Genomic DNA, 11,178 nt, shown 5'->3' on the forward strand with positions numbered 1-11,178 from the left:
AAGATGACATGCCCGAGATGCTCCGGAGGAACCGGTCGGGCGCCGGACTGGGGTGGCTGCGCTGTGCTGGTCACGTGTAACTCCTCGGGCCACCGCATTCATGGATGCGTCAGGAAGACGACGACTTGACGGACAGTGGTGGCGCTCACCCGTAGGAGACAGCGTCCGCGCCATGGTTGTGACACCGTCACACCGTCTCCGCGCGCTCGGCTGCCGATGTCACAGATGAGGCGCCCGTCCGGTCAAAAGGTTGAAGCCGAGAGAACAGAGGACGCCGTGCGGGAGATCCTGATCGTGGGTGGCGGTTACGCGGGTTTCTACGCCGCGTGGGGCCTGGAGAAGAAGGTGCGCCGGGGCGAGGCGCGGGTAACCGTCGTCGACCCGCGGCCCTATATGACGTACCAGCCCTTCCTGCCTGAGGTCGTGGCGGGCTCCGTAGAGGCACGCCACGCGGCGGTGTCACTGCGGCGGCACCTGCACCGGACGCGGCTGATCGCCGGCACGGTGACGGGCGTCCGCCACCACGACCGCACCGTCACCGTCCGCCCGGACAGCGGTCCGGACTACGAGCTGTCCTACGACGTCCTGGTGGTCACGGCTGGAGCGGTCACCCGCACCTTCGCGATACCCGGGCTCGGCGAGGAGGCGTTCGGGCTCAAACACGTCGAGGAAGCCGTCGCCATCCGCGACCGGCTGCTCACCTCGTTCGACCGCGCGGCGACGCTCCCACGAGGACCCGAGCGGCGCAGACTCCTCACCGTCACGTTCGTCGGTGGCGGCTTCTCCGGGGTGGAGGGGTTCGGGGAACTGCTCTCCCTGGCGACCGCCCTGCTGCGGCACTACCCCGAACTGTCCGCGGAGGAACTGCGGTTCCACCTTGTCGAGGCGCGCGGGCGCATTCTTCCGGAGGTCGGCGACGGGCCCGGCGCCTGGGTCGTGCGCTCACTGCGGCAGCGGGGCGCCCAGGTGCACCTGAACACCCAGCTCGTCTCCGCGGAACACGGTCACATCGTGCTGTCGAACGGCGAGGAGTTCGACTCCGGCCTCCTCGTGTGGACCGCGGGCAACGCGGCCAACCCGATCGTGCACAACCACACGGACCTCCCCGTCGACGAGCGTGGCCTGCTGACCGTACGCGCCGATCTGCGGGTGGGAACACAGGACGCTCCGCTGGAGGACGTGTGGGCCGCCGGTGACGACGCCGCCGTCCCCGACCTCGCGGCGGGCCGCCCAGGGGCGCACACGGTCCCCAACGCCCAGCACGCGGTACGTCAGGGCAGGCTGCTCGCGAAGAACATCCTGGCGACGCTACGCGGACGAGCCACCAAGGACTACGTGCACCACGGCCTGGGGGTGGTCGCCACCCTGGGCCTGGGACGCGGCATCTTCCAGTACCGGCGTCTGGTCATCAAGGGGTTCCCCGCCTGGCTCATGCACCGTGGCTACCACGTACTCGCCGTGCCCACCTGGGAGCGCAAGGTCAGGGTGCTCGCCGTATGGGTCACCGCCGTGCTGTACGGGAGGGACGTCGTGTCCCTGGCCTCGGTACAACGGCCGCGGGAGGCCTTCGTGGCAGGTGGCAACCCCCGTGGCGGGGAGCGGTCCGCCGATGTGCCGGCCCGGTGAAGCGGTCAGGGGTGACGGCGGGCCGGGGCTCGGCACTGATCGCGCGCTGGAGGGCACTGGACCGTCTCCACGGCCGGATCGAGAACGCGGTGGAGGGACGGCTCCATGAGCACTTCGGGCTGAGCCTGCGCGAGTTCCAGGCGCTGACGGTGCTGCAGCAGGGCACGGCCACCGCGCACGGCTGGTTGTACCTGCAGGACCTGGCCGGCGAGATCGGGCTGAGCCAGTCGGCCACGAGCCGGTTGGTGACACGCCTTGAGAGCCGCGCGCTGATCACCACGTCGACGGCGGCCCATGACCGGCGCAGCGTCGACGTGCACCTCACTCCGGTGGCACGGGAGACGTTGCGCCGAGGCGGCCAACTGGTCGACGAGACCATCCGGCAGGCGGTGGAGGGGCTCGTCGACGAGGGCGCCGACCACGATCTTCTCCGCTATCTGCGGGAGGGTTCGTCCACCGAGGTGGTGCGGGGCGCACTCCCCGGCCACTCGGATGTCCCGCCCGGTTCCGCGGGTCGTACACGGGAGGGAAAGCAGGCTGAGCCGAGCGACGGCTGACGAACTGTCTGCCGAACTCTGATCCACACCCTCGGTCGGCAGCCGACCGCGGCAGGGAGCGACTGGCCGAAGCGTCTCGCGACCACCGCCCTGTGGATGTTTGTTCACTCCACGCATATTGATGCATGATGGGGACGACCTGAGTTGATCAGGCTCGGCGCCCTGAACTGCATGGTGGTGGCGGATGGCGAGCAGCGCTCCTCTTCGCGGGCTGCGTGGCCGACGTGCCGAGTGTGAGGTGCTGGCCGAAGTGCTTGCCGGCGCCAGGACGGGCCAGGGGCAGGTACTCGTGCTGCGCGGCGAGGCCGGAGTCGGCAAGTCCGCTTTGGTGGACCAGCTGGTGGGCAGCGCCGTCGGCTGCCGGATCCTGCGGGCCGTCGGCGTCGAATCGGAGATGGAGCTGGCGTACGCGGGACTGCATCAGCTGTGCGTACCGCTGATGGGCGGCCTCGACCACATTCCCGTCCCGCAGCGTGATGCGCTGTCCGTCGCGTTCGGTCTGAGTGCGGGCAGCGCGCCGGACCGTTTCCTCGTGGGGCTTGCGGTACTCAGCCTGCTGGCGGAAGCGTCGGAGGAGCAGCCGGTCGTGTGCGTCGTGGACGACGCCCAGTGGCTCGACCAGGTCTCGGCGCAGACACTGTCCTTCGTCGCACGCCGGCTGCTGGCGGAGCGGATGGCGTTGGTGTTCGCGGTGCGTGCGTCGGCGTCCGCCGCGGCCGGTGACCCCTTCGAGGGGCTGCGCGAGATCGTGGTCCGTGGACTGCACGACGACGATGCGCGCGCCCTGCTGGAATCGGTGGTCCCCGGGCGGCTGGACGAACACGTCCGGGACCGCGTCGTCGCCGAGACCCGGGGCAACCCACTGGCGCTGCTGGAGCTGACACGAGGCCTGAGCGCGGCGGAGCTGGCGGGCGGGTTCGGGCGTCCGGACGCGCGGCCGCTCCCGAACCAGATCGAGGAGAGTTATCTGCGGCGCATCGGCGCGCTGCCGGCTGCGGCGCAACGGCTGCTGCTGGCGGCGGCAGCGGAACCGCTGGGTGATGCTCCGTTGCTGCGACGGGTGGTCGCGCGGCTCGATATCGCCCCGGACGCCGCTGCGGCGGCGGAAGCGGCGGGGCTGATCGAGTTCGGTACGAGCGTGCGGTTCCGGCATCCGCTGGTGCGCTCGGCCGCCTATCGCGGGGCTGATCCGGCGGTGCGCCGGGACGTGCACCGCGCGCTGGCCGAGGCGACCGATTCCGTCCTCGACTCCGACCGTCAGGCCTGGCACCGCGCCCACGCGGCGACCGATCCGGACGAGGAACTGGCGGCGGAGCTGGAGCGGTCCGCCGGTCGGGCCGAGGCCCGCGGCGGTATCGCGGCGGCGGCGGCGTTCCTGAGACGTGCGACGGAGCTGACCCCTGATCCCGAGCGGCGCGCGACGCGGGCCGCAGCCGCCGCGCAGGCCGCGTTCGCGTCGGGTTCCCCCGACACGGCGCTGCAGCTTCTCACCGCCGCGCAGCTGAGCCGACCGGCCGAGGCGCAGCAGGCGCGACAGACCTGGCTCCGTGCCCAGATCGTGTTCGCACGAAGACGCGGCGGCGAGGCGCTCCCCCTGTTGCTCGACGCGGCCGGCCGGCTGACGAGGATCGATGAGGCGCAGGCACGTGAGGCCTATCTCGATGCCATCGGGGCGGCGGTCTTCGCCGGGCGCCTGCCTGACCATGTCGATGTACGGGAGGTCGCCGAGGCCGCCCGCACTGCACCGCCCGGGGCACAACCTCCGCGGCCCTCGGATCTTCTTCTCGACGGTCTGGTGACCTGGCTCGCCGACGGGTGCGCCCAGGGGGCGCCGCTGTTGAGGACCGCCCTGAGGGCTTTCCGGGATGCCGCCGAGGACGGCGGCGACGATGTCATGCGGTGGCTGTGGCTGACGTGGCTGGCCGCCGGCGACATGTGGGACGACGAGACGTGGTACGAGCTGACCACGCACGCGGTGCGCTCGGCCCGTGACACCGGAGCGCTCAACTTCCTTCCGCTGGCGCTCGGTTACCGCGCCGCCATGCACGTGCACGCCGGTGACTTCGACCTTGCGGCGATGCTCGTCGGTGAAGCCGATTCCATCAGGGAGGTGACCGGTCACTCGCCGATGTCGTACCCCGCGATGCTTCTCATGGCCTGGAGTGGCGATCCGCGGGCGGAAGCGGTGATCCGGAGCGGCATCGGGGAGGCGAGTTCCTGGGGCGAGGGGCGCGCCATCGGTCTCGGACACTACTTGCTCGCGGTCCTGTACAACGGTTTCGGCCGGTACCAGGACGCGCTGACCCACGGCGAACTGGTCATGGAGTACGAGGACATGTCCGTGATCGGGTTCGCTCTGGCAGAGGTCGTCGAGTCGGCCGCTCGCAGCGGCGCCCCCGAGACGGCCGCGGTGGCACTGCGCAGGCTGGCGGAGCGGGCCGACGCCGGCGGTACGGACTGGGCGCTCGGCGTGCTGGCCCGCTCGCGAGCCCTGCTGGAGGAGGGTCCGGCGGCCGAGCGGTTGTACCGGGACGCCCTGGATCGGCTCGGACGCAGCCGGATAGCCGTCCAACTCGCCCGCACGCATCTCCTGTACGGCGAGTGGCTTCGCCGCGAGAACCGCCGCGTCGACGCGCGGGAACACCTGCGCACAGCCCATGAGGCGTTCCGGGGATTCGGCGCGGTCTCCTACGCCGAGCGCGCCCGGCGCGAGCTTCTGGCGACCGGCGAGACGGTACGGCCTCGTCAGCCCGACACCAGTGGCGTGCGCGAGGCCCTCACGGCGCAGGAGAGGCAGATCGCCCGGCTGGCAGCTGACGGAATGACGAACTCAGAGATCGGTGCCGCGCTGTTCATCAGCCCTCGCACCGTCGAGTGGCACCTGCGCAAGGTGTTCACCAAGCTCGACGTCAAGTCGCGGAACAAGCTCCGCGCCGCGCTGCCCGACGCCTGACGGTCGTTCTTAGGGGACAGCCCGGGGTTCCCCGGGCGCCGGGCGGAGGGCCGAGTCGACCCGGGCGAGCGGCACCGACCGAGCATCGGGCGTCGAAGCCCGCCCCCGAGCTGACAGTTCTGGGAGGAAAGGTCACGCAGGACCCCGGATCATGGGCGTGGATGGCTCGCATGGGGCTCCTGGAGTTGCTCGGCTGCACTCCATAACCTCAGCCCACACATGATGACGGTGGTACGGCCGCGCCCGTCCGCATCCACTGCGGATGGCGGCCGGCGATTTTCACGCCATGCCGCCGCTCCGTCTGGACGACCGAGGCTTTCAGCAGCCTGGACCGTCACTCATCGCAGCGATGTGGTGAGACGCCTTGACCTCAGAAGAAGTGCTTGCGTCCACCGACCGCGCGGCCGGACGCACCCAGGACCCACAGGATGACACCCACCAGGATGAGGATGCCGCCGATGGTGGTGAGCAGCCCCATGCCGACAAGCAGGCCGATGAGCAGCAGAATAAGCCCAAGGATGATCATTTGAAGCTCCTGTCTTCAGGTCCGGCTCAGACGCATGTGCGTATGAGCTTCACAGCGGCAAAAATTTCGCACTACCCGTAGGTCCCGGCCCCGAACTGCACCAGGACCTCGGTGCGTTAGCCCTAGTGCCCGGCGACACGACATCCACGCACCTCTCACGAGAACTCGCCGGGAAGTGGCTGCCCGACCGGGCCGCCACGGGTCGGGCGCGGTTACCGCCCTGCCTCTCCTGCACCGTCCGACTCAGGCAGGAGAGCACGCAGGTACTGCTCGTAGCGGATCGTCCCGATCACTCCCGCGAAGAAGACCACCACGGCCGGCATCAGGCACATGGGACCCCACCAGCACACGGTGCCGGGCCGCGCGAACGCCGATGCGACGTAGGTCCCAGCGGCCAGCACCGCCGGGTGGATGACTCCCGCGGCCACCGGGCCTCTGGCACGGCCGAGGACCCTTGACCTCGATCAGCACTCCGTGCACAGTTGGTCTTACCGGTCCTACCAATTATCAACGCCGACACGGGATGCAGCGGCCGTTCCCGCGCCGCGAACCTCTCGGCGCGTGCAGGACCTGCACCGTACGACGCCGTTCTCACCGCCCGCCAAGCCTCACAGAACGAGGGAAACATCCGTGAGCGTCCTCACCGATTCCGGCCTTCGAGCCCAGTTCCCCGCGGCCGACAAGCTCCTCTACCTCGACTCCGCTCACCAGACACCGCTGTCCAGGCCCGTCCGGGCGGCACTCGACGCCTTCTACGACCAGGCACTCCTCACCGCGGGCCCGAAGAAGGACTGGCTGACCCGGGTGGAGGAGGTCCGCGTCCGGCTCGCCACTTTCCTGGGCGTCGGCGCCCAGGAGATCGCGTTCACCAAGAACACCTCCGAGGGCCTGAACATCGCCGCACACGGCGTGCCCTGGGAGCCTGGCGACCATGTGCTGCTCCTGGAGGGCGAGCATCCCAACAACGCCTACGCCTGGCTGAATCGGCGACAACACGGGCTGGAAGTCCGTCTGATACCCCAGGACAAGAAGTGGGCCGACGCCTACACCTTCGCTCCCCACATCGGCGAACGCACTCGCGCGATCGCCGTTTCCCATGTCATGTTCCACAGCGGACAGCGCAACGACATCGCCGCCATCGCGGGCCTCGCCCGCCGCCACGGCGTCGAAGTCGTCGTCGACGCCATGCAGTCCGTGGGCGTCCTGGAGGTCGACGCCCACGCCCTGAACGTCTCGGCTCTGGCCTCCGGCTGCCACAAGGGGCTGCTCGTACCGCAGGGGCTCGGCTTCCTGCACACCCCGCGTGACGGGGCGCGGTTGCCCCCCACCTATGTGGCGGCGGCAGGTGTGGCGAACGCTCGGGCGGACCTCGTCGCCGGCCCCGATCCGGTCGAACTCCACGCCGACGCCCACCGCTTCGAGATCGGCAACTTCAACCTCCCCGCCATCCACGCCCTGGGCGCCGCACTCGACCTCCTGGAGGGCGTCACGACCGCGCGGATCGAAGAGCACGTACTGTCTCTCGGCGACCAGCTCATGGCGCGCCTGGACGACCTCGGCATCACCCTGGCCGGCCCGACCGAACGCGAGCGCCGCTCCCACATCTACGTACTGGAACTCACCGAGCCAGGCTGGCCGGAGTACTTCGCCGCCGCGAACGTACGCCTCTCCCCCGTCCGCGACGGCATCCGCGTCTCCTTCGGCCTGTACAACACCGCTGACGACGTCGAGCGTTTCTCCGACATCCTGCGACGCGGTCTCGCGCGGCGCACCCGCCACGCCGCCTGATCCGATGGTCGTGCGCGCCACGCCGTGACTGCCGACCGCGGGTGGCCGCGCCCACGCCCGCACTGATGCTCACGCTGGCACAGGCACAGGCACAGGCACAGGCACTGGCGCTCGTGATCGTGCTCAACCGTGGAGGGCGGGGTATTCCTCATAGTGACGGCAGGTCGCCTCGTACACTCCCGCGACGTCCTTGTCCCGGATCGCCTGGGCGAGCGCCCGGTGTACGTCCAAGGAGTAGGCGCCGATCTCCGGGGTGTAGCGATCGTGCAGGACCCACTGGTCCGCCCGGTGCTTCTCCGTCAGCTCGGCCACCAGGCTGAGCAGCAGTGGTGTGCGTGAGGCCGACGCGATCGCGAGGTGGAGGTCCAGGGTGGCGCGCAGATAGCTCTCGAAGTCCTCGCGCTCCAAGTGCTCCTCCATCTCGGCGACGGCCGCATCGATCTTGAGCAGGTCGGATCGTGTCGCCTTACGGATCGCCATGAGGGCACTGGCCAGTTCCAGGGCCTCACGGGCCTGGAGAGACTCGGCGATGCTCGTACCGGCCGACAGCCCCTTGTTGTCGTCCCGGTTCTCGACGACGGTGGGCTGTACGACGTAGCTGCCGTCACCGAGCCGCGTCTCGACGTGCCCGCTGAGCTGCAGAACGGTCAGGGCCTCGCGTACCGCGTTCCTGCTCACGCCGTACTCGGTGGCGAGGTCCCGCTCGGACGGCAGCCTCGCGCCCACGGCCAGTTCGCCGGAGCGTATGCGGGCCAGCATCGCCTCAGCCACCATCTCCGGCTTGCGCTGACGACCCAGAGAACGCTCCGCGCCCATCGACCCCTCCGCTTCGGTCATACCAGTAGGGCCAGGTTGACAGACCCGTATGCGCAGGTCAACAGCGGTGAGCCGCCTCGCCGGCCTGCGGACACGACGCCGTAATGGTCGAACTCGGCCACTTGACCCTGCATCCTCCGACGAATATTGTCCCTACCGGTCCTACCAATGAAGCTTTTCGGTCCGTTTCGGCCAGCACCTCCGCGCCGCGATACAGCCCAGCCCCGACGACGGGGCGCTCTGTGACAGTGCGCGCCTGACGGCCGTTCGCCCTATCCCGCAGTCGCTCCCCGCACATCGCTCCAGCCACGTACTGGGGTGGGCGATCTGAGGTCAACAGGAATGGTGGTACGCCGCATGAACCGTCCTCGGCAATCCGATGGCGCACTGTCCCGACGCGCGTTCGTCCGGATGGCCGGTGCGGCAGTCGGCGGCCCGGAAGTCGCCGGTGCGAGCAACTGCGCAGGTGGGCATGGAGCAGGCGGAGCGGGGTCGCATCTTCTGACACTCGGGCGGACACGATGAACGACAGCCAGGGTGACATCCCCGCCTCGGTACGCACTGTTCTTGAACACATCGAACAGCGGCAGCAGGCGTACGTCGACAGACTGATCGACTACGTGTCACGGCCCAGCATCAGCGCGTCGGGCCAGGGGGTCGTCGAAGTGGCTCACTACATCCGCGACCGCATGCGTGACATCGGTCTGGACACCGAGCTGGTGCCCACGGCCGGTGCGCCGATGGTGTTCGGTCAGAGGACGGGGGCCTCCGGTCCGACCCTGCTGCTGTACGGCCACTACGACGTGCAGCCCGCCGACTTCAAGGACGGCTGGACATCCGACCCGTTCAAGCCAGTGATCCGCGACGGCCGGATCTATGCGCGCGGTGCGGCGGACAACAAGGGACAGCACTTCGCGCAGTTGCTCGCCATCGAGGCATTCCTTGCCTGCCACGAACAACTCCCCTGCAATGTCAAGGTGTTGCTCGACGGTGAGGAGGAGATCGGCAGTCCGCAGATGCCGGCGTTCGTCGCGGAACACGGAGACCTGCTGCGGGCCGACCTGGTGGTGATCAGCGACGGGCCGGTCGACCCCAGCGGGCGCCCGATGATCTCCCTGGGCGTACGCGGCGCCCTCGGCTTCGAGCTGCGCGCGACCGGCGCCAACGCCGACCTGCACAGCGGGCATTGGGGCGGTGTCGCACCGGATCCGGTGTGGGATCTGGTGCAGCTGCTCGCCACGATGAAGGACACCCGGGGGCACGTGACGATCGACGGGTTCTACGACGACGTCCAGCCACTGACCGCTGCCGGGCAGGCGGCGCTGGAAAAGCTGGAGATCGACGTCACCGCCATGAAACGCGACCTGGACTTCGAGGAGCTGGCCGAACCGCGTGACCGCAGCGTGGCCGAACGCCGTGTCGTGTGGCCGACCCTCACCGTCAACGGCCTGCACGGAGGCTACGACGGACCGGGGATGAAGTCGGTGCTGCCCCACCGAGCGGTCGCCAAGTGCGACATCAGGCTGGTCGAGGCACAACGGGCCGACGACATCTTCGCCAAGGTCTGTGCCCACGTTCGGCAGCACGCGCCGCACATCACCGTCGAGCGCCTCGGCGGCAGCATGGAGCCGTCCCGGACACCGATCGACTCCCCCTACGTGGAGCCCGTCCGACGCGCCATCGTGGCGGCGCAGGGTCAGGAGCCGGTGTTGTGGCCCGGGATCGGCGGAAGCCTCCCGCTTTATGTCTTCACCAAGACACTCGGTGTCCCCACGATCCAGGTCCCGTGCGGCAACGCGGACCAGTCCCAGCACGGACCGGACGAGAACCTGACGCTCGCATGGTTCATGGCCGGCATCCGCACCACGGTGACGCTGCTCGCGGAACTGGGACAGCACGACGACCACGTTATTTCCTGATGGCACCCTGGACCGCTCAGGGGTCGATCAGGTGCGCCGCATGCGTTCTCGGCGTTCAGTCAGGCCGAGAACGCAAGGGGACGGCGTCTCAGATGGTCGGGGTGTCGTCAACGATCGGCCTGTGGATCTCGACGACCGGCTTCCACCCGTCCGAGAACTCGATGAAGTCCGCACGGGTGGGGTAGGTGTCGATCGCGCGACGGTCACGCTTGGGACTGTCGCTCGCCTTGCGCCCCCGGGGAATCTGCTCCTCGAAGATGTCGACCTTCACGTCGGGAACCTCCTTGAGGCCCTGGCGCCAGATCTGCACGACGTCGGCGCCGAACGCCTGCCGGGCCGCAGCGTAGAGGGCCGTGAGGGCCCCCTTGTCGCCACCGGGGACGAAGAGCGCCAGGTCCAGCACGACACCGGCGGACTGGAGGACCTCGATGGTCACCGATCCGTTTTCGTCGGCCACGTAGATTCCGGCTTCGTTCTCGTCGTCAGGAAGACAGGAGATCTCCTCCTGGAATACGGTTCTCGCCGTGACCGAACCGCCCTCGAAATCCTCACCGGGCTTGGTCAGAAAAGCAGGGACATAGCAGTCGGGAATTTTAAGTTCTGCCGTGTCGGCGGAAACGAAGAGCCTGTCCTTCACGCCGAGTTTCGTCACCTCTTCCAGCGAGAGGCGGCGAGCGGCGATCTTCTCCGTGTTCACGATTTCCCTTTCAGGTTGCACTGTCCCTCCGAACAAGGACGCTACCACGAAACCCTGAGGTCAACTGCCCAGTAATCGCTGCCCACATGGCCTCCGATGCCACGCACAGGAGGATACCGAAGCAGTGCCATTCGGCTGGAACCTGCGGCCACCGGGTAGCGACCCTCGCCGTGGCGTTCGGGGTCGACTGCCGGTTGCATTTGGGTGCACCGGGCAGCACAGAGGAACTAAAACAGGGCTAACGATAAACAACCGGGACAGGAGAGGACACGGGGTCGCTTGCCGCAGCGCTCAGG

Annotated in this window: 8 protein-coding genes; 5 read left to right on the forward strand and 3 right to left on the reverse strand. The window is 68.8% G+C overall.

All coding sequences use genetic code 11. From position 1 onward, the window contains the following. Window positions 1–276: 276 nt before the first annotated feature. The 3 genes from ACFWGJ_RS35190 to ACFWGJ_RS35200 all read left to right on the forward strand — a co-directional run bounded on the left by ACFWGJ_RS35190 (window position 277) and on the right by ACFWGJ_RS35200 (window position 5,136). The gene (locus ACFWGJ_RS35190) at window positions 277–1,626 is read left to right on the forward strand and encodes an NAD(P)/FAD-dependent oxidoreductase (RefSeq protein WP_387332722.1); all 1,350 of its coding nucleotides are present in this window, start codon (window positions 277–279) and stop codon (window positions 1,624–1,626) included. Next, a complete protein-coding gene (locus tag ACFWGJ_RS35195) occupies window positions 1,623–2,183 on the forward strand; it encodes a MarR family winged helix-turn-helix transcriptional regulator (protein ID WP_387332724.1) in 561 nt (186 codons plus the stop codon). The genes ACFWGJ_RS35190 and ACFWGJ_RS35195 overlap by 4 nt, the downstream gene beginning before the upstream one ends. Before the next feature lie 184 nt (window positions 2,184–2,367). Next, window positions 2,368–5,136 carry a LuxR C-terminal-related transcriptional regulator gene (locus ACFWGJ_RS35200; RefSeq protein WP_387332725.1) on the forward strand — a complete coding sequence of 923 codons (2,769 nt, stop codon included), beginning with the start codon at window positions 2,368–2,370 and terminating at the stop codon, window positions 5,134–5,136. 370 nt (window positions 5,137–5,506) lie between these two features. Here ACFWGJ_RS35200 and ACFWGJ_RS35205 read toward each other — a convergent pair whose 3' ends face one another. After that, entirely contained in the window at window positions 5,507–5,662 is a 156-nt protein-coding gene (locus tag ACFWGJ_RS35205; RefSeq protein ID WP_107016990.1) for a hypothetical protein, read from the reverse strand. 630 nt (window positions 5,663–6,292) lie between these two features. Here ACFWGJ_RS35205 and ACFWGJ_RS35210 point away from each other — a divergent pair. Next, window positions 6,293–7,450 (forward strand): aminotransferase class V-fold PLP-dependent enzyme, encoded by a 1,158-nt coding sequence (locus tag ACFWGJ_RS35210; RefSeq protein WP_387332727.1) that lies wholly within the window; start codon window positions 6,293–6,295, stop codon window positions 7,448–7,450. Between the two features lie 123 nt (window positions 7,451–7,573). On the opposite strand, the gene ACFWGJ_RS35215 is transcribed toward ACFWGJ_RS35210, so the two are convergent. Further along, complete coding sequence (locus ACFWGJ_RS35215) at window positions 7,574–8,287, reverse strand: FadR/GntR family transcriptional regulator (RefSeq protein WP_387332729.1); 714 nt, start codon at window positions 8,285–8,287, stop codon at window positions 7,574–7,576. Window positions 8,288–8,787: 500 nt separating this feature from the next. Here ACFWGJ_RS35215 and ACFWGJ_RS35220 point away from each other — a divergent pair, with 500 nt between their 5' ends. Then, a complete protein-coding gene (locus ACFWGJ_RS35220) occupies window positions 8,788–10,185 on the forward strand; it encodes a M20/M25/M40 family metallo-hydrolase (RefSeq protein ID WP_387332731.1) in 1,398 nt (465 codons plus the stop codon). An 88-nt stretch (window positions 10,186–10,273) separates the two neighbouring features. Here ACFWGJ_RS35220 and ACFWGJ_RS35225 read toward each other — a convergent pair whose 3' ends face one another. Continuing rightward, window positions 10,274–10,882: a hypothetical protein gene (locus tag ACFWGJ_RS35225; protein ID WP_387332733.1), complete on the reverse strand. Its 609-nt coding sequence runs from the start codon at window positions 10,880–10,882 to the stop codon at window positions 10,274–10,276. Window positions 10,883–11,178 lie beyond the last annotated feature (296 nt).

It is taken from the genome of Streptomyces sp. NPDC060205, from assembly GCF_042728395.1.
Lineage (GTDB): Bacteria > Actinomycetota > Actinomycetes > Streptomycetales > Streptomycetaceae > Streptomyces.

Coding starts and splice junctions, on each gene's coding strand:
- ACFWGJ_RS35200 (WP_387332725.1), top strand. CDS start 2,368: ATGGCGAGCAGCGCTCCTCTTCGCGGGCTGCGTGGCCGACGTGCCGAG.
- ACFWGJ_RS35205 (WP_107016990.1), bottom strand. CDS start 5,662: ATGATCATCCTTGGGCTTATTCTGCTGCTCATCGGCCTGCTTGTCGGC.
- ACFWGJ_RS35215 (WP_387332729.1), bottom strand. CDS start 8,287: ATGACCGAAGCGGAGGGGTCGATGGGCGCGGAGCGTTCTCTGGGTCGT.
- ACFWGJ_RS35220 (WP_387332731.1), top strand. CDS start 8,788: ATGAACGACAGCCAGGGTGACATCCCCGCCTCGGTACGCACTGTTCTT.